Origin of the sequence: Sorangium sp. So ce119 (genome assembly GCF_051524405.1) — a bacterium.
Classification (GTDB): domain Bacteria; phylum Myxococcota_A; class Polyangia; order Polyangiales; family Polyangiaceae; genus Sorangium; species Sorangium cellulosum_G.
Map to the genome: position 1 here is coordinate 298895 of NZ_CP150311.1, position 19154 is coordinate 318048.

General features: G+C 70.0%; 10 protein-coding genes and 1 pseudogene. 4 read left to right on the plus strand and 7 right to left on the minus strand.

The genetic code is table 11. The annotated features are described in order from the left end of the window. Positions 1–19 precede the first annotated feature (19 nt). The 7 genes and pseudogenes from WME76_RS45475 to WME76_RS45505 form a co-directional block, all read right to left on the minus strand. Positions 20–841: an endo-1,4-beta-xylanase gene (locus tag WME76_RS45475; protein WP_437963026.1), complete on the minus strand. Its 822-nt coding sequence runs from the start codon at positions 839–841 to the stop codon at positions 20–22. A gap of 276 nt (positions 842–1117) precedes the next feature. Beyond that, a pseudogene (locus WME76_RS45480) lies at positions 1118–1483 on the minus strand (cellulose binding domain-containing protein); the annotation flags it as partial. Positions 1484–1986: 503 nt separating this feature from the next. Beyond that, entirely contained in the window at positions 1987–3045 is a 1059-nt protein-coding gene (gene uxuA / locus WME76_RS45485; protein ID WP_437962460.1) for a mannonate dehydratase, read from the minus strand. 220 nt (positions 3046–3265) lie between these two features. Continuing rightward, positions 3266–6568: a glycosyl hydrolase 115 family protein gene (locus WME76_RS45490; protein ID WP_437962461.1), complete on the minus strand. Its 3303-nt coding sequence runs from the start codon at positions 6566–6568 to the stop codon at positions 3266–3268. Between the two features lie 712 nt (positions 6569–7280). Further along, the gene (locus tag WME76_RS45495) at positions 7281–7670 is read right to left on the minus strand and encodes a tautomerase family protein (RefSeq protein ID WP_061619319.1); all 390 of its coding nucleotides are present in this window, start codon (positions 7668–7670) and stop codon (positions 7281–7283) included. A gap of 40 nt (positions 7671–7710) precedes the next feature. Next, positions 7711–8907 carry an FIST signal transduction protein gene (locus tag WME76_RS45500; protein ID WP_437962462.1) on the minus strand — a complete coding sequence of 399 codons (1197 nt, stop codon included), beginning with the start codon at positions 8905–8907 and terminating at the stop codon, positions 7711–7713. A gap of 221 nt (positions 8908–9128) precedes the next feature. After that, positions 9129–11096, minus strand: a complete 1968-nt coding sequence (locus WME76_RS45505) for a D-glucuronyl C5-epimerase family protein (RefSeq protein ID WP_437962463.1) — start codon at positions 11094–11096, stop codon at positions 9129–9131. 384 nt (positions 11097–11480) lie between these two features. On the opposite strand from WME76_RS45505, the gene WME76_RS45510 reads away from it, so the two are divergent. The 4 genes from WME76_RS45510 to WME76_RS45525 all read left to right on the plus strand — a co-directional run bounded on the left by WME76_RS45510 (position 11481) and on the right by WME76_RS45525 (position 19152). After that, positions 11481–14633, plus strand: coding sequence for a beta-propeller domain-containing protein (locus tag WME76_RS45510; RefSeq protein ID WP_437962464.1), 3153 nt, complete (start codon positions 11481–11483; stop codon positions 14631–14633). A 159-nt stretch (positions 14634–14792) separates the two neighbouring features. After that, a complete protein-coding gene (locus WME76_RS45515; RefSeq protein ID WP_437962465.1) occupies positions 14793–15959 on the plus strand; it encodes an RtcB family protein in 1167 nt (388 codons plus the stop codon). Positions 15960–16175: 216 nt separating this feature from the next. After that, positions 16176–17963: a Rieske 2Fe-2S domain-containing protein gene (locus WME76_RS45520; RefSeq protein ID WP_437962466.1), complete on the plus strand. Its 1788-nt coding sequence runs from the start codon at positions 16176–16178 to the stop codon at positions 17961–17963. A gap of 301 nt (positions 17964–18264) precedes the next feature. Beyond that, the gene (locus WME76_RS45525; RefSeq protein ID WP_437962467.1) at positions 18265–19152 is read left to right on the plus strand and encodes a serine/threonine-protein kinase; all 888 of its coding nucleotides are present in this window, start codon (positions 18265–18267) and stop codon (positions 19150–19152) included. Positions 19153–19154: the final 2 nt, after the last annotated feature.

A 19154-nucleotide genomic window follows, 5' to 3' on the forward strand; every position in this document is an offset into this window, starting at 1 on the left:
GGTCCTGGGCAGCGACCCGTCAGCGGCCGAGGAAGTTCATGAGCCAGCTCATGGCCGGCCGCATGGTGCCGCTCGGCTGCTGGAGGCCGGTGTTGTCCCTCCAGGTTGCGCCGACGATGTAACCCCAGAGGGTGATGCCTTTGACGGAGGGGTGGTTCCAGAACATCGTGAACTGCTCCTCCATCACCCGCTTTTGCTGGTTGTCGTCCGCGATGCCGATGTCGTACTCGGTGATGTGGACGGGCTTACCCAGCGAGGCGAGCTTGTCGATGTACCCCTTCACCGTGGTGGTGTTGATCTTGTACGCGTCGTGCGCCTGCGCGCCGAGGGCGTCGACCGGGGCGCCCGCGTTGATCACCGCCCGCGCGATCTTCATGAAATTCTGGTGATCGCCCTCGTACTCGATGTTGTTGTAGTCGTTGAGGATCAGCACCGCGTTCGGGCAGTACTCGCGAGCCCACTTGAACGAGTTGACGATCCAGTCGTAGCCGCTGGCGCCGTCGCCGCCGATGCCGTTCTTGTAGCTGGGCGTCGTGTGGGGCGGCGGCTCGTTGACCACGTCGATGTACTTCGTGTCCGGGTAGCGCGCGCAGAACGACCGCATCCAGTCCTTCACGGCCGCCTGCTGCTCCGACCCGGAGAGGCCCGCGAGCCAGCTCGGCTGCTGGGCGCCCCACACGAACACGTGCTGCTTGAAGATGATGTTGTTCGACTTCGCGTAGTTGTAGATCCGGTCGAGCGCGGCCCAGTTCTTGTTGCCGCGGGACGACTCGACGGAGCCCCACTTGCCCTCGTTCTCCGGCGTGATCTGGTTCCAGTACCGCGCGAAGCCGTCGCGCACGGCGCCGTTCGTCGTGATGTTGCCGACGAACTTCGCGCCGGAGCCGCCGCCGCCCCCACCGCCGGAGCCGCCCGCGCCGCCGGAGCCACCTGCACCGCCCGCGCCGCCGGAGCCACCCGCACCGCCGGCGCCGCTGCTCGAAGACGAGCTCGAGCTGCTGCTGGAGCTCGAGCTGCTGCTCGACGAAGAGCTCGAGCTGCTGCCCGAGCCTCCACCGCCGTTGACCGACACGAGCGAAGGCCGCCCGGCGCCGTTCGCGCAGAACCCGAACGCCACCGACTTGCCTGCGTCCACCGCCGCGTTCCAGCCCACAGGGGTGGCGGTGACGTTCCCGCCCGAAGGCGCCGAGACGGTCGCGTTCCACGAGCTGCTGATCGTGGAGCCGTTGAGCGCGACGACCACCCCCCAGGACGTGGTCCTCGGGGACACGGTCCTGTTCGTGATCGTCACGTCGGCGCAGTACCCGCTCCCCCACTGCGTCTGAAGCTTGATGTCCGCCGACATCGAACCGTCTGCGCTGTTCAAGGCAGAGTCCAGAATATCGGTATCGCTGTACTCGTCGTCGACAGGCTCAACGGCACAGGCAAGCAAGCAGCAAGCGACCGAAGCGGAGAAGTAGCCAAGCAAGCTAGCAATACGCATGAAGTTCCTCCGTGACTGGACCGACCGAGCCGCAGGATTCACTGAAGATGGACAAGTGAATCATGGCAAGGATCTGCGAGATCAGGCGCTCCAAAGATTCGAGCCCCCGAGACTCTCACTTAGCACGATTTCCTCGCGACCGTGTCCGCAAACGACCACCTCACGCGTTCGCGCGCTCTAACCGGCGCAATGGGCCGGCGCAATGGGCCGGCGCAATGGGCCGGCGCAATGGGCGACGACCCCGTGGGTGCCACTGTCATCCTCGCACACAGAGCGTCCGCCCCGGCGAGCGTTCGTCCGCTGATCGAGATGAACATGTGAAGAATTCCACCGATACCCCGAAGCGGCAGGGGCGTCCGCGAGGGGATTCCGGAGAAAAAAAATTTCAATGCAAGTGCGCAGAAACGCAGAGGTGCAACGAAGGATGACGTCGCCGTCGGGCTCGAAGATGCGCTCGTGGTACTCGGTCCGCTATCGCAGCGTCCCTGCCCCTCCGGTCGACGTCACGAGACACCCGCCTTCGAGGAGAGCTTGCACGTGGCTTCCCAGAGGCCGTTGAGGTAGACGAGGCCCAGCGCGCGGTCGTACAGCCCGTACCCCGGCTTGCCGGTCTCGCCCCAGATCATGCGGCCGTGGTCCGGGCGCACGTAGCCGTCGAACCCGACGTCATGGTACGCCTTCACGATGGCGGCCATGTCGAGCGAGCCCTCACAGGACAGGTGGGCCGACTCGAAGAAGGTGCCGTCCTCCTGGACCGCCACGTTGCGCAGGTGGCCAAACGGAATGCGGCCCATGCCGCCGAACTCGCGCACGAGCGACACGATGCTGTTGCAGAGGTCGGCGCCCAGCGAGCCGGAGCACAGCGTGATGCCGTTGGCCGGGGAGTCGACGGTCTTCACCAGGCGCATCAGGTCGTCGCGGTTCTTGACGATGCGCGGCAGGCCGAAGATCGGCCGGGGTGGATCGTCCGGGTGCATGGCCATGCGGACGCCGACCTCCTCGGCCACCGGGATGATGCGCTCGAGGAAGTGCTCCAGGTGCTCCCACAGCGCCTCTTCGCTGATGCTCTTGTACTCCTCGAGGATGGCGCGGAGCTGCTCCGGCCTGTAGCTCGTGTCCCAGCCGGGCAGCGCGATGCCTTGTTCCGGGTCGATCTCCGCGACCGCCTGGGCGTCGAAGGCCAGGGTCAGCGAGCCGTCGGCGAGCTCCTTCGCCATCTCCGTGCGGGTCCAGTCGAAGACCGGCATGAAGTTGTAACAGATCACCTTGACGCCGACGGCGGCGCAGTTGCGGATGTTCTGGCAGAAATTGTCGATCAGCCTGTCGCGGGTCGGCTTGCCGAGCTTGATGTCCTCGTGCACCGGCACGCTCTCCACGACCTCGAACTTGAGGCCGGCGCCCTCGATGCGCGCCCTGAGCGCCTGCAGCTTCTCGACCGGCCACACCTCGCCCACCGGGACATCGTAGATCGCCGAGACGATGCCGTAGATGCCCGGAATCTGGCGGATGTACTCGAGCCGCACGGGGTCATTCTCGCCGTACCAGCGAAAGGTCATCTTCATCGTCGGGATCTCCTCAGGCGACGTGTTCCCGATGGTAGCTCCGGCCCCTCGCCGCATCAACCGTTCCTCGCTGAAACAGCCGCCGGCCTCAGCCTCTCTCCCGCCCCGGGAGACGGGACTCGCCCCCTCGAGACAGCGCCCGCCGGGCGCACAAACGACGAGAGCCCGCCGCACACGAGGTGCGCGGCGGGCTCCCTGGTCGTCTACGGAGGGTTCTCGACTATTCCAGTCCCTTGCCCATCCAGTAGCTCTCCGGCGGACCGAGGTAGCTCTCCTTCACGCCGCCGGCGTCCACCACGATCTTCTGCACGATGACGCCCGGATGGACCATCCAGAGCTTCAGGACGTGCTCGCCCGGCGCGCTGATCGTGTGCTTCGTGCGCATGATGTTGGCGTTGTCCGAGGTGTGCCGCTCCCATATCTTGTTGCCGTTGCCGTCGAGGTCGATGGCGTAGGTCGTGTTGACCGTCTGGATCTCTCCATCGTCGATCGACACGCCGTACTGCAGCCCCTCGGGCCACTTCTGGAAGTTGTTCCTGGGCGACACGTACACCCAGACCGTCACCTCACCGCTGCTGAACAGGTGCATGTCGTACTCGAGGCGGGGCGAGGCGCCGCCGGGCTCCTGGGTCTCCGCCGTCACCGGGAACGGCGTCATGCCCGCGCCGGTGCGGCCGATGTCCGGGAGCCGCTTCCACGAGACGTCGTCCGTGTCGACGGCGCGGCTGTAGTGCTCCGCCTCCATCGACACATAGCCGTTGGCCTCGATGTAGCGGTTGGCCTTCCAGCCGATCTTCCGCGGGTCCTCGACGCGCGCCGTGACCACCACCGAGCTCCCATCCGAGCCCTCGACCGTGATCGGGATCTCGAGCGGGAACTCGAGCGGCAGCCACTGCGACGGGTTCGCCGGGTCGGGGTACGTCGTCGGAGCGAGCGTCCAGTCCACCCTCACCGTCGCGCGCACCTCCTTGTCGACGGTGCCGTGGCTCGGATAGACGGTCAGCCACGGCGGGCACACGGTGTTCGCGGCCCAGCCCTGCGGGCACGCGACCGGGAGCTCGGCCTCGATCGTGTACTCGAGCGGCTCGCTGCCGCGGTTGAACACCTCGATGTACTGCTCGGGCTGGGTCTGGTACGGGCTGAACGCCGGCAGCACGGGCAGCTCGCTGCTCTCGTCGCCCGCCCCGGCCGCCGTCCAGTAGTTGCTCGATCCGTCGATCGCCACGCCGAGCTCGGCCCCCGCGGGGACGTCGATCGACACGAGCTCGGGCCAGATGAACTCCTGGATGTTGTTGTACTGGTGCTCGGGCTGCTGCCATGACGGGTTGCCCGGCGCGCCGTAGCCGATGTGCGGCTGCGTCTGGAAGCCCTCCCACTTGCCGTCGGCGAGCTCGTGATTGTAGTAGTAGGAGAGGGCCAGATCGTCCTGGAGCCGCTCCTCCGCGAGGACCGCCATGTCGTTGGTGGCGGCGCGCCCCTGCTGCGCATAGAGCCGGTTCTTGAACCCGGCCAGGCGCAGCGCGTACAGGTTGGCGGTCGCCTTCACCTGGTAGAGCACCAGCTGGAAATAGGCGTCATGCGCCTCGTGCGGCAGGAGGTTGGCGACGAACTCCGCCTGCGTGGCCAGCGCCTCCCACTCCTCCACGACGCTCTCGAGCTCGCGGTAGCTCGTCAGGCTGAACGGGCTCGCGCTGTCGTCGTACGTGACGGCCGCGGTGTCGGGATCCGGGACGGTGGCCGACGGCTGGCTGAACAGGACATCGTAATCGACGGTGATCTTCCGGTTCGTCAGCTCCGGCTTGCGATCCGACTGCAGCAGCGAATAGCTGTGCAGGATGTCGGCGATGATGTCCGAGTGCTCCGAGCCGAACTGCTGCTCGGTCCACTGCCGCTCCCACTCGCCGAGCTTCTCGACCGGCCAGCGATCCGGGTTCCAGGCGTAGTCGAGGAAGAACTGGAGCGGGAGCTCCTCGTTCTTGAAGTCGCCGACGTTGACCACCCAGAGCCGATCCACGCCGTAGCTGTAGGCGAGGTGGAGCTGCTCCCAGATGTTGGGCAGGAGGTTGGTGTCGACCCACTTGTAGTTGCGGCCGCCGCCGACGTAGTCGAAGTGGTAGTAGAGGCCGTAGCCGCCCGCCCGCTGCTCACCGGGCTTCGGCAGGCGCTTCATGTTGCCCCAGTTGTCGTCGGCCCAGACGACGGTGACGTCGTCCGGCACGCGGATGCCGGCGTCCCAGTACCCCTGGATCTCCTTGTAGAGCGTCCAGACCTGGGGGATGGTCGTCACGTCCTGGCCCGTCACGTCGGCGAGGATCGCGCGCTGCGAGGCGATGATGTTCTCCATCAGCGGGATGCCGTCCTCCGGCGCCAGGCTGACGTCGCCGGGGCCGCGCATGCCGAGGGTCACGACGCCCTCGATGTTCTGGTCGACCATCCGCTGAATGCCCTTGGTCCAGTGCTTCTTCAGCGCCTCGGCGTTCACCGAGAAGCGCCAGTCGCCGGTGCCGCCGTACGGATCGGTCTTCGGCGTGACGACGTTGCCGGCGGCGTCCTTGACCTCCGGGACCACGTGGCGATTCCACTCCTCGATGCCCTGCAGCATCGGGGCCTCGTGGGAGGTGCCCATCACGATGCCGTAGCGCGTGGCGGTCTTGTGGTTCTCGGGGTCGTCCTCGCCGAACGCCCGGCCCCACACGGCCGGCCAGATGTAGTTCGCCTTCATGCGGAGCGCGGCCTCGAAGATCTTCTCCCAGTAGAGGTGGTTGAGCCCCCCCGGGAAGCCCGGCGCCTTGCCCGGCCCGAACATCTTGGCCGCCCAGTTGCCCGTCGCGGGGTTCTCGTCGTTGACGAAGAAGCCGCGGAACCTCACCGCGGGCTCACCCTGGGTATGGAGCCCGGGCAGCACGTACAGCGCCTGCTTCTTCTGGGGCGGGACGTCGTCCCACCAGTAGACGGGCGACACGCCGATCTGCGAGGAGAGGTCGTACGCGCCGAAGATGGCGCCGCGCTGGTCGCTGCCCGCGATCACGAGCGCGCGCTCCACGCCCTCCATCGGGGCCTCGACGATCTGCGTGACGAAGGTCTCCCACTTGCCGGTGACCCCGGAGACGTCGAGCTTCCCGTCCGCCTCGAGCTGATCGATGAGCGGGCTCTTGCCCAGCGTTCCGATCAGGACCACCTCGGTCGCCGCCTCCGGGACCTCGTCCTGGAAGATCTCCGGCTTGACCTCGGTCACCCGCTCGATGTCCGCCGCGAGATCGCCCGCGACGCGGATCACGCCGTCGTAGTCGTCGGAGCTGACGACCAGCGGAGCCGCCTTGCCGCCCACGGACAGGGGAAAACGCCCCGCTCCACCCTCGGTCGAAACGTACTTGGGCTGGGGGCCTGTGGCCTCCGCGGCCGGCTCGCCCGGCTCGCCGTCCGCTCCCGGCGCCCCCGGCTCCCCCGGCTCGCCCTTCGGGCCCGGCGGCCCCTGCTCCCCCGGCTCCCCCGGCTCCCCCGGCTCCCCCGGCGCGCCATTCACGCCATCCGACCCGCAGGCGGTCAACGTGGCGAGCGACAGGGGAAGCAACAAGCAGAGTAGCGAGGGTCCGATCCGACCCTTCCTGATGGCAATGCGTGCGTAGCTCATGACGGTGTTTTCCTCGTTGTTGCGGCTGACCGGTGTCGTCGGCTCGCCTGCGCTGCGCGCTGGCCGCGACATCCGGCTCTGAGGCCGGCCGCTCTGATGCAATTGTCCAAGTCCTTTTAAGACGTGCGCCTGCGGAGATCCGGTTCGTGGTGGTCGACGAAGCCGCGGGCCTTCGCTGTCGACTGTAGCTAAAAAATTCTTCCAGGAGTGTCGACGCTCGAGCCCGTCAGAACGAATGCGGTCGGCGAGTTCTGAGCGGTGCAATATTCCCGCGGAGAGCCGATCTGATCACACAACCAACCATTCCAACACAGGTTGTAAGCCGCGCAACTCCGTTGCGACAACGAGAAGACAGCACGCCTGGCTCCCTCGACCAGGCATGAGGAGCCCGCGGCGCGCAGCGCGATGAACCGACGCCCAGCCCATCCCGGGAAGAGCGGCCGGCGGCGGCGCGGAGAGCGGGAGGAAGCAGGTCAGGAAAGCGGCGACCCATGACCCCGCAGTGTACACCCGGTGGGCGGGGGTCGGGAAGCCGGATGACGGCCGGAGCGCTCACGGAACCGCTGCGGCGCACCGCGGCATACGGGGGCCCGGGAGCACGGAGCTATAGATTGACCTTGTAGTTCAGCTTGACCTCGTCGCCGTGCATGCCGCGAAACCCCCAGTCGTGGGGCGGCGACTCCGAGATGCAGATCTCGATGTCCTGATGATCGATGCCGACCTCGTCGCGGATCCTGTCGAACAGGAGCCGCACGAGCTTCTTCTTCGTCTCGACGCTGCGGCCTGTCATCATCGATATCTCGATGATCGTGTAAGCGTCGGTGCGCCCGCCCGGGGCCAGCATGTCCTCGCGCTCCATCGGGAAGAAGCGGTGCGCCCGCTTGTCCTGCGGGAGCTGCAGCGCCTCCATGACGCAGGCGTGGATCACCTTCGACAGGGTCTCTTTCACCGGGTTGAGCCTGTCCTTGATTCCGTAGATCTTCACTTGAGACATCGAGGGTTCTCCTGGAGCGCGGGGCGAATCGAACCGCGGGCTACTGCTCCTCTTGCCCGAGCAGGACGACGGCGATGGACAGGTTCGCGTGCTGGTTCTTGCCCCGGACGAAGCACCCCTGCTCGCCGAACGCGAAGCTGCCGAGGAACGGCGTCGGGCCGAGCGCGGCGGTCACCCCCTGGACCACGCGACCGATGTCGTCGCGCACCGCGAGCATGCACCCGGCGCAGAAGACCACGAGCGCGCCCTGCGGCCGGAACGAGGGCCGCGCGGACGAGAGCGCGGCGCCCGCCACGGACCGGACGCGCTCGATCAGGTCGTCCCGCGTCGCCTTCATGAGCACGAGCTCGTCCCCCTCGTTGATGTGCACGCCGAAGGTCAGCGCGTTGTCCCCGTCCACCGTGTTCGGGTGGATGAGCAGGAACTGCGGGACCTTGCCCGCCCACCCGGCAGGCCGGCCGAGGGGGCAGAGCGTGCTCTCCGCCCCGATGGAGCCGCCGCCGAGCTGCGCGGAGAACGCGCCGCCGGTCCAGCGGTCGTAGACCTCCGCGGCCGGGAGCCCGTCGATCTCGGGCACCCGCCGCCCCTCGGAGCGGGTGACCCAGCCCCGGTGCTCGGTCGGTGTGTATCCGGAGCTGAACGCACAGGCGATCTCGCCCGAAGGGTACAAGGCCGACAGGAGCACCGCGCCGCGGTGCGCCTGCCCGCGCGCGAGCTGCGACAGCGCCCCGTCGAGCGAGTTCGCCGCGGAGGAGCCGCCGAACACCGGCACGTCGGGCCCCACCGCGTCCTCGATCCCGCAGAGGATCTGCTCCTCCACGCCGGGCGGCGCGGTCAGCCAGAACAGCGCCGGCGGCTTGCCCGCCCGGCCGGCGTCCTCCATCGCGCGGCGCGCCGCGCGGGCGGCCGCCGCGCGCGGCGCGTCGCCGACCGGCTCGGCCGCCGCGCCATAGGCGCCCTGCGCGTCCGCGACGCCGAGCACGGCCAGGCCAGGGCCCCCCGTGCCGTGGACGCCGGCAGAGGTCATGACCGAGAGACACGAGCTCGAGCCGTGGACCCGGACCGAGGGCGGGAGCGCCGCCGTGGCGCGCGCGAGCTCGTCGAGATCATGAGACTCGGTGTAGCTCAGGAAGACGTGGTCCGGCTCTCTGCCCAGGCTCGCGCGGAGCGCGGACATGGCCTCCGCGAACGCGACATCGGCCGAGCCCGCCGTGGAGGACGCGGTCGCCATCTTCATCGTCCCCGCCGCCCCTCCAGCGCCCGCACGGCTCCGCCGCGGAGCCTCCCTCGTCCCGCCATTCCCCTCGGGGAAAGCGCCGTCAGTCCTGCTCCGATCGTTGCTGTCCATCGGCTCTTGACCTCCTGCCGTGCCCCCAGGATCGGGTCGATCACGCCCGATCTCTATACACCAACCCGCGCCGGGTCGGCGGGATTCGAGCGCTGGAGTGCGAGCGACCCTCAATCGTCCGGATCGTCGCTCCGCGGCCCGGACTGCCCTGCGGCGGCCTCCTCGCCCTCCTCTCCGTCCTCCGCGGAGTCTTCCGCGGAGAGGCCGGCGTTCGCCGCGTCCGCGCCCCCCGACTCCGCGGCGAGCGCCATCCGATCGGCGAGGGGCCGCTCCGGCAGCGTGAGCAGCGGGCCATCGCCGAGCTCGCTCATCATGTTGAGGTACGCGTTCATCGCGTGGCACACCGAGTCGGTGCGCACGTAGCGATCCCTGACGCTCCAGAACACCCCGCCGGCGGACACCTGCGGGTTCTTCACCACGAACGAGTTCTCCGGGCCGTACGTGTATTGCAGGAGCAACCGGATCGCGGCGACCACCGCGTCCTTGTAGCGATCGCAGCCGTCCCTGCCCTTCTGGCGGCAGTGGTGATAGACCTCCGACATCACCTCGGCGAGCCAGCCTGTCCCGCTGCTCGACAGCGATCGCTGCCAGCGGCCGTAGCGGTAGGCGTCCTCGGGCCTGCGCCACTGCCGCTTCACGAGGTCGTCGGCGCAGCGGAACACGGCCTGCTCGGCGCGCTGATCGCCGCTCGCCTTCGCGAAATCGAGCAGCGACTGGACCGCCCACGAGCTCGAGATCGGGTTCGGCTTCCTGTAGTCGTCGCCGAGGAAGCAGCCCTTCTTGGCGATCCTCGCGAGCAAGAAGTCCGCTGTCTGCGCCGCGGCGTCGAGGTACTTCTTGTTGTTCGTGGCCCGGTAGGTGCGCGACAGCGCGGAGAGGACCTGTCCGGTGTAGAGCATCGACTCCTTGCCCTGGACCTTCCACGCGCCCCCCTCCTGACCGCTCAGGGCCGAGCGCACGCTGCCGTCGGGCCGCTGCATCGCGATCAGCCAGTCGGCCGCCATCACCGCGGATTCGAGGTACTTCTTCTCCTTCGTCAGGCCGTGGAGCTCGACCAGCGTGAAGATCGACTTCGACGCGGTGCCGACGACGAGCCGACGCTCGGGCCGCTTGCGCTCCAGGTCGAACGCGTAAAAGAAGCCGCCGGCCGTGCGATCGCGCGTCTCGCGGCTCTGCATGCCCATCATGAAGCCCGCGGCCTCGGTCGCGAGGCGGAGCAGGCGCTCGTCGGGCTTGTAGGCGTGCAGCTTCAGCAGCGTCAGCGCCGTCGACGCGGTGTAGATCGTGTGGAGCTCGTTCTCGAACCGGTCGGCAGGGGCATGGTAGTACTTGTGAACCCCCTTGTGCTGCGGGTCGATGACGCGCAGGAGATAGCCCTTGCCGTCCTCGATGCGCTTCGCGAGGAGGGCCTTGTCGAGCAAGCGGACCGGCACGAGGCCCTGGGTGAGCTCTACCCCCTTCCCCTTCCCCTTCCCCGCGACGCTCTCGACGCTCTCGACGCTCTCGACCATGGACTCGTGATGATCCGGCAGCTCCACGACGAGCCGCGCACCGGCGAGCGCCTCGCGCGTGCCGCCCGCCGCCGCCACCGCCCGGCGCGCGGCGCCCTTCAGCGCGACGCAGAGCGCCGCGTCCGACGCGTCGCCGCGCGCGATCTGCTTCCCCTCCTGAAAGCCCATCACGACGGCGCGGAAGGGGCGTTTGGACGACAGGGACAGATCGCATGTCACCTTGTCACCGCCCGCGATCACCTGGCGGACGAAGGCCACGGTGCGATCGCGGAAGGTGCCATTGTCGAGCTCGGCGCCCGCGCCGCCTCCCTCCGCGGGCTGGATCGCCGGATCGGGCACCCGGGACAGATTCGCGGCGATCTGGGCCGCAAAGCGGTCGTCCCCCGGCGGCGAGGCGGCCTTCCGGGCTTCCGGAGCGCTGGTCGACGCGGCCGGAGCGGCGGCGGCGGCCTTCGCAGCCGCGGCCTCCTCGCCGGGCTTGCGGCTGTCGCATCCGGTCGTGAGCGCCGAGGACACAGCGGCCAGCGCCGCCAGGGTTGCGATGGTGAGTGCGCGAGCAGACGGCATGGACAAGTACCCCGGAAGAAGCGATTTCGACGCGTATCAGCAACTCCGAGGCTCCGCAAGGCCGAAGCCGGGCGGGCACGCGGCCTCGCCGCGGTCGAGCGCGCGCACCTGGCTGTCGGGGGCACAGCGATGCTCACATCGGCGCCGTTTGTGCGCGCAACCGGGCTTGTCTTGTACGTACGCGGCCGCCTGTGACAGCCGCGCAGCAGCATGGTTCCTCGATGAACTCAGGCGATTTCTCACTTGCGCCGAGCGCCGCGCGGGGGCGATATAAAGTAGTTTCGCTCCCTTATCGGATACGTGGGAAAGGGGCCAGGTGGCGGGATGAGGTTCTTAACACAGCGCAACGCGGCGTTAACATGCTGGCTTGGGGGGTCGCTCCTCGTGATCGGCCCGGGGTGCACGGCCGGAGCCGATCGCGCGCCGGCAGGCGACCTCGCCGAGAGCACGGCAGAGACCGCCGAGTTCCTCGGCGGGTCGACGTCATTCGTGTCGGCGGACGATCTGCCCCTGGTGTTCTACGGGGAAGAAGAGGAGGAGGAAGAAGAGGAAGAAGAGGAGGAGGAAGAGGAAGAAGAGCGCGAGCTGGAGGAGGGCGACATCTACCGGGTCCTCGGGGACGGGCACCTCCTGAACCTCAATGGCTATCGGGGACTCCAGGTCATCGACATCCATGATCCGGGGAGCCCGACGATGGTCGGGCAGATGCAGGTCGCCGGGAGTCCGGTCGAGATGTACGTCGACGGCGATCGCGCGATCGTGCTGATGAACAACTGGGTCGGGTTCCGCGCCACGCCGGGCAGCCTCGCCATGGAGCGCCGCGCGGGCGGGGCCGTCCTCCTCGTCGACATCTCCAACCGGAACGCGCCCAGGCTCCTGTCGCAGTTCGACGTGCCGGGGTACATCCAGACGAGCCGGTACGCGAACGGCGCGACCCGGGACGCCCTCTACGTGGCCAGCACCGACTGGGGGTGGGTCGACCTGGGGAACGGAGACTACGAGTATCACAACCAGGCCGTGGTCAAGAGCTTCGACGTGACCCAGCGCGGGCTCACCGAGCGCAGCCAGCTCGACCTCGGGGGGTACGTGACGGACATCCACGGCGAGGGGGACGTCCTGCTGGTCGCGCGCGGCCCCGAGGGCTGGGATTACGAGAACAGCCAGGTGTCGATCGTCGACATCTCGAGCATCGACGGCTCCATGGCGCTGCGGGATACGGTCACCGTGGACGGCTACGTGCGCTCGCAGTTCCACATGGACTTCCGCGACGACACGCTGCGCGTCTTCTCGGGCCCGCAGTGGGGCGGAGGGGTGAGCCACCTGCAGACGTGGGACGCGTCCGATCTCGACCATCTCACGCCGATCGACGACGAGGACTTCGGCGAGGGAGAGTCGCTCTTCGGCGCGGTCTTCCTCGACGACAGGGCGTTCGCGGTCACCTACTTCCGCACGGACCCGTTCCACGCTTTCTCGATCGATCCCCACGGGAACATCGAGGAAAAGAGCGAGTTCATCGTCTCCGGCTGGAACGACTTCCTCCGTCCGGTGCTCGGCGCGACCCGGCTCATCGGGATCGGCGTGAACGACGAGGGCGGGGGGCGCAGGCTCGCGGCCAGCCTGTACGACATCACCGATCTGACCAACCCGAACCCGATGATCGCGCGCTCCGAGGTGGCCGGGGACGATGACGGCTGGAACTGGTCGGAGGCCAACTGGGACCACCGCGCGTTCACCGTGCTCGACGGGGCCGTGCGCGTGGCCGCGCCGACCGGCGAGACCGAGACGGGCCTCGTGCTCCTGCCGTTCTCCGGCTGGAGCGAGGAGGAAGGCCGGTGGAGGCAGAACTCTGCCGTGCAGATCTTCACGTACTCGAGCACGACCCTGACCCGCCGCGGCGTGATGAAGCACGCCTCCCCGGTGCGCCGCTCGTTCCGCGCCGGCCCGGACACCGCGGCGAACGTGTCGGAGACGCAGCTCAGCCTCTACGATCAGCGCAATCTGGACGACCCGGAGAAGCTCGGCGACCTCGACCTCGCGCCCAACTACACGACGATCCTCGGGTACGGCGACCACCGCGTGCGCATCCGCAACCCCGAGCAGGACTCCTGGGAGCGCGAGCCCGATCAGATGGCCCAGGCGGAGGTCATCGACGCGACGGACGTGGCCGACGTCGCGACGCCGCTCGCGACCTTCCCGGTCACGCCCGACGCGAGCTACTACAAGATCGGCGACGACCTGCTCGCCGTCGTGACCTCCAGGTACGTGGACTGGCCCAGGTACGAGACCACGATCAGCGTTGTCGATCTCTCGAACCCGCTGCGGCCGCGCGCGGCGGGGCAGCTCGTCACGACGGACCTGCCCCCGACGTACGGCCGTTATTACGACTACTACTATTACGCGCCGACGCGGGTCCATCCCACGAACAGGTCGCTCACGTTCGCGGGCAAGACCGACTCCTGGGCCGAGCTCGGCCCGGCAGAGCGCTGCGAGTCGTACGTCACCTACAGCCACGGCGACTACGCCTGCTCCGGCGTGGACAACTGCAGGTACACCACGGGGCAGCGCACCTGCCAGTCCGTCGACGGCGGGCCGGAGTACTGCACGGGCGGGTTCGCCGCGTGCACGACGCGGCTCGGCGAACGCGACGTCTGCACGCCCGTCCTCGACGAGGCCGCGCTCGACGGGGTGCTCGAGTCGTCGTGCTATGACGGCGAGGCGCGCCGCCAGATCCGGCAGATGACCGTCCACGTGGTCGACCTCTCGGACCCGGATCACCCGGCCCTGGCGCCGCCCGTCGCGCTCCCGGCCGACGAGGACGCGGTGAGCACGCTGGCGCACGAGGGCGACCTCTACGTGTCCGTCAAGCTGCCCGCCGTGGTGCCCGACGACCCGCGCCCCCACGCGCGCTACTTCGTCCGGCGCGTCGACCTGTCCCGCCCCGGCGCGCCCGTCCTCGGCCCCGCGATCAACGTCCCCGGCGAGGCCCTCGCGATCCGCGGTGCGAAGGTGTTCACGCGCGACCGGGTGTGGGGGAGCCACTTCATCGAGCCGGCGATCGCGCGGTCGACGCTGCTCAACGGGCGCGCGCACCTGAACAACTACCAGGAGCTCGCCGGCAAGACGATCGACGAGACCATCCTCATCGACCAGCACCAGCGGGCCCTCATGACGTACGGCGAGCGGATCTGGCCGTCGTACTGGCGGTGGAGCTACGGCAACGAGTCCGGCAGCCTCGCGATCCTGAGGCCGAGCGACACGATCTCGTCGACCGGGTTCGACGTGCTCTCGGAGACGCCGACCGATCGCTGGATGACGCTCATGCCCTTCACCGCCGAGCGCCGCGCGTTCTTCAACGTGTATAGCGGTACGCTGATGGTCGATTACGAGGACCCGCGCCGGCCGGTGGCGCAGGCGTTCTTCACGGGCGCGTGGTACCCCGAGCTGCTTGTCGACCGGGCCCGGGACGAGGTCCTCGTCGCCGCGGAGCGGTACGGCATCCACCAGATCGATCTCGACGCCTCGAACCTCCTCCCGTAGCGCGCGCAGCGCGCATCCCCCCTCCGGCACCAGGCCGATCGCGGCGCGCTCGTCGACGAGCGGGGCGACAGCCCTGCAGAGCTCGGCGAGCGCCCCGCCTCACCGCCGCGGCCGGAAGGCCAGCGCTGCGGGCGCCGCGCGGCGCGCTATCCTGCCGGCATGGGACCCGCGCAGATCAAGGGCAGGAACGTCGACATCAAGATGTGGACCCGGCCGGAGGAGGTCGAGCAAGTCGCGCTGGAGCAGCTGCGCAACATCAGCGCCCTGCCCTGGGTGTTCCACCACGTCGCCGCGATGCCCGACGTCCACTTCGGCAAGGGCGCGACCGTCGGCTCGGTGATCGCGATGCGCGACGCCGTCGCGCCGGCCGCCGTGGGCGTGGACATCGGCTGCGGGATGGGCGCGCTCCGCACGAACCTCAGGGCCGCCGACCTGCCCGACGACCTCAAGCGGATCCGCAGCGACATCGAGCGGGCGATCCCCGTCGGGTTCGCCGCCCACGACGCGCCGCCGAAGGAGTTCGCGAACCTGCCGCTCTGGGAGGAGTTCTCGAGCCTGACCCCGAAGGTCAAGGGCCTGTTCACGAAGGCGCGCTGTCAGCTCGGCACGCTGGGCGGCGGCAACCACTTCATCGAGCTCTGCCTCGACACGGAAGGCGGCGTGTGGCTGATGCTCCACTCCGGCTCTCGCAACATCGGGAAAGAGCTGGCCGAGATCCACATCGCCACGGCGAAGAAGCTCGCCCACAACCGCGACCTGCCCGATCGCGACCTCGCCGTGTTCCTCGCCGGCACCCCGGAGATGAAGGCCTACCGTCACGACCTCTTCTGGGCGCAGCGGTACGCGCGGGCGAACCGCGAGGCCATGTTCCACCTCGCCGAGGGCGTGCTCCGGCGGCACTTCCCGCAGCTCGAGATCCAGGAAGCCATCTATTGCCACCACAACTACGTGGCCGAGGAGCACCACTTCGGCGAGGAGGTGCTGGTGACGCGCAAGGGCGCGATCCGCGCGGGCAAGGGTGAGCTCGGCATCATCCCCGGATCGATGGGCACGCGCTCGTACATCGTCCGGGGCCTCGGCAACCCCGAGGCGTTCGAGAGCGCGTCGCACGGCGCGGGGCGCAAGATGAGCCGCGGCGAGGCGAAGCGGCGCTTCACCGTCAAGGACCTGGCCGCGCAGACGGCCGGCGTCGAGTGCCGCAAGGACGGCGGGGTCCTCGACGAGATCCCCGCCGCCTACAAGGCGATCGAGCGGGTCATGGAGGACCAGCGCGATCTCGTGGAGATCGTCGCCGAGCTGCGCCAGGTGATGTGCGTGAAGGGGTGAGCCGGGTCCGGGGCGAGGAACAGACGCGATGACCGGCGAGCCGGCGGGCAGGCGACCGGCGCGCCGCCGCCGATGTCTCTCGGTGTCTTTTCCGCGGCAGGCCGGATTCACGGTCCCTCCCCGCCCTGCCGTCGGCTACGATCGCGTCGCCGGCGCGACGCACGCCGCGGTCGGACGCCGCGTTCGCCGCTGCCTGCGCGGCCCCGCGGAGACGTCATGAAGTCGGACTGGATCGATCTCGGCCCCCTCTCCGAATTTCCGGCGGAGGAGCCGGTGCTGCGCAAGGACGACGCCGGGCGGCGCTTCGCCTGCGTGCTCCGGGGCGGCGAGGTCCACGCGCTGGACGACCGGTGCCCCCACCAGGGTTACCCGCTCTCGCAGGGCGCGCTGCGCGGCGGCGTGCTGACGTGCGCGTGGCACAACTGGAAGTTCGACATCGCCACGGGCGCCTGCTCGTTCGGCGGCGAGCCGGTGCGGCGCTACGCCACCCGCGTCGACGGCGGGCGCGTGCTCCTGAACCGCGCCGTCGACACCGCGGCCGAGGTGCGGCGCCTCGTCGCCGGCCTGCGCGAGGCGGTCCGGCGCGACGAGCCGGCGCGCGCCCTGCGCGAGGGCCTCCGGCTCGGGGCGCTCCGGCTCCACCGGGCCGAGACGGGCCTCGGCAGCCTGCACCTCGCGTTCGAGGTGCTCGCCAGGGACGGGGCGGAGCGCGCCGAGCACGGCTTCGATCACGGCCTCGCCCTGCTCGCGGACCTCTGCACCTGGGTCGAGCGCGGCTGGGTCCCCGCCGAGGAGGCGTTCGTGGTCGCCGCCCACGCGATCGGCGAGGCGTCGGCCCGGCTCGGCCCGCGCGGCAAGGGCGCCGGCAAGGCCGGCGGGAGCTCGGCGCTCGCGCGCATCGCCGACTTCGAGCTCGACGAGCCGGAGAAGGTGAGCGAGGCGCTCGCGGCGGAGCGGCGCGACGAGGCCGAGGCGCGGATGCGCGAGCTGATCGAGGTCCGCGGCACGGCCGGCGCGCGCCGGGCGCTCCTGCCCTTCGTCGCGCAGCACCTCCACGACTACGGGCACGGCGCGATCTTCCTCTCCAAGGCGCTCGAGCTCGGCGAGCGGTTCTCCTCCGCCGCGGACGAGGTCCTCGCGGCCTCCACGGTGCAGCTCGCCTGGGCCACCGCCGACACGAGCCTGCCGCCCTTCGCGGCCACGCGCGCCGCGCTCGCGCGCGTCGCCGAGCTCCCCCTGCCCGCGCCCGAGGGCGCCGCGGCGCCGGCCGCCCCGCTCGACCCCGCGGAGCGCGCCGCCTTCGAGGCGGAGGTGCTCGCCGGCGAGCGCCAGGCCGTCGAGGCGACGGCGCGCTGGCTCGCGCGCGGCGCCGGCCCGCTCGCGCTGCTCGGCGCGATCGGCCACGCCGCGGCCGTCCGCCTCGCGCGCTTCGATCCGGCCTGGGAGCAGCGCCTCGACGCCGAGGTCGGGGTGCTCGACGTCACCCACGCCGTGACCTTCGCCGAGGCCGCTGCCGCGCTCGGCCGCGACGCGCTCCCGCGCGAGGCCGCGCAGCTCGCCGTGCTCGCGGCCGGCTTCGTCGGCAAGCTCCGCAGCGCGGACGCCGCCGCGCCGGACGCCCCGACGCCGTCCCGCGCCGCGCCAGCCCCCACGCCGCGCGCGTCCGGCGGCGCGCTGCTCGCGGCCGCGGCGGCGCGCGACGTCGGCGGGGCGCTCGCGATCGCGCGGCAGCTCGACGGCGAGGGGCGCCGCCGCGCCTTCGCCGAGCTCGCCCCCTTCGCCGCGCTCGACGCCGCCGTGAGGCCGATCTTCACCGCGCACGCCGTGAAGACGCTCGAGGCGCTCCAGCGGCTCGAGTCGACCGATCCGCGGCCGGACGGCGCCTACCTGGAGGCGCTGCTCGCCTACCTCGTGCCCGTCCGGCGGGAGCTCCACGTGCGGCGGATCGCGGCCGTGGCGAGGAAGTTCATGTCCGATGGCCGGCCCCCGGAGGGGCTGTACTGAGCCGCGCGCGCCCCTCCCTCGAGGGGCGCCGACGCGACGCACACGCGCCGACGCGACGCGACAGCGACGCGCGCGAGCGGAATCCGATCGGGACGACGACGCGCCGGGTACGCGAGCGACGAGAGCGCGGCGAGGATGCGTAAACGACGTGTCGACGTGTCGACGACGCGACGACGCGACGACGCGACGACGCGACGACGCGACGACGCGACGACGCGACCAGCGCCGCCCTCCGCGCTGCCCGCCGGGCCGATTCCCGCCCTGTGGCCAGCGGAGGACGCTTCATGCATACTGGCCATCCATGCGGCTCGAGCCCGGTTCCCACGTAGCGCCGCACCTCACGCTCGTGAGCCTGCTCAGGATGGGGGGCATCGGCAGCATCTGGGCGGCGCGCCACCTCGGGCTCGGCAAGGACGTCGCCGTCAAGTTCATGTCCGCGTCGCTCGCGACCGATCCGACCGCGGTCGCCCGGTTTCACCGGGAGGGCGCGCTCACGGCCAGGATCAAGAGCCCTCATGTGGCCGAGGTCCACGAGCACGGCGTCGCCGAGGACGGCCTCCCGTACATCGTGATGGAGCTGCTCCGCGGCGAGGAGCTGTCCGACCGGCTCGCGCGCGCCGGTCGCCTCTCGCTGGACGAGACGGTCTCCATCGTGTCGGAGCTCTGCGACGGCCTCGCCGCGGCGCACGCGCTCGGCATCATCCACCGGGACATCACGCCCGAGCACGTCTTCCTCGCCGACGTCGGCGGGAGCACCAGCGTCAAGCTGCTCGACTTCGGCGTGGCGCGGGGCGACATCGACCCCGACGGGACCACGCTGACCGCCACGGGCGCGGTCGTCGGCAGCCTCGTCTACATGAGCCCGGAGCAGTTCTTCAACCCGAAGCGGGTCGACGGCCGCTCGGATCTCTGGTCCGTCGCCGTCATGGCGTACCAGGCGCTCACCGGCGCTCCGCCGTTCGAGCAGAAGGGGCTCGAGGCGCTGCTCAGCGCCATCCGCATCGGCAACTTCCCGCTCCCGAGCGAGCGTTGCGCCGACATCACGCCTGCCCTCGACGCGTGGTTCGTCAAGGCGCTGTCGCGCGATCCGTCCGGCCGCTTCGGCACGGCCGCGGAGATGGCGGACGCGCTGCGCGGGGCCGTCGCCTCCGGGCAGCCGCCGGCGGGCGCCACCGGCAAGGCGGGCTAGCC

What these genes read in the sequence shown, in the direction of transcription:
- WME76_RS45495 (WP_061619319.1), bottom strand. Translation starts at nt 7,670, where the DNA reads ATGTCTCAAGTGAAGATCTACGGAATCAAGGACAGGCTCAACCCGGTG.
- WME76_RS45500 (WP_437962462.1), bottom strand. Translation starts at nt 8,907, where the DNA reads ATGAAGATGGCGACCGCGTCCTCCACGGCGGGCTCGGCCGATGTCGCG.
- WME76_RS45505 (WP_437962463.1), bottom strand. Translation starts at nt 11,096, where the DNA reads ATGCCGTCTGCTCGCGCACTCACCATCGCAACCCTGGCGGCGCTGGCC.
- WME76_RS45515 (WP_437962465.1), top strand. Translation starts at nt 14,793, where the DNA reads ATGGGACCCGCGCAGATCAAGGGCAGGAACGTCGACATCAAGATGTGG.
- uxuA (WP_437962460.1), bottom strand. Translation starts at nt 3,045, where the DNA reads ATGAAGATGACCTTTCGCTGGTACGGCGAGAATGACCCCGTGCGGCTC.
- WME76_RS45525 (WP_437962467.1), top strand. Translation starts at nt 18,265, where the DNA reads ATGCGGCTCGAGCCCGGTTCCCACGTAGCGCCGCACCTCACGCTCGTG.
- WME76_RS45520 (WP_437962466.1), top strand. Translation starts at nt 16,176, where the DNA reads ATGAAGTCGGACTGGATCGATCTCGGCCCCCTCTCCGAATTTCCGGCG.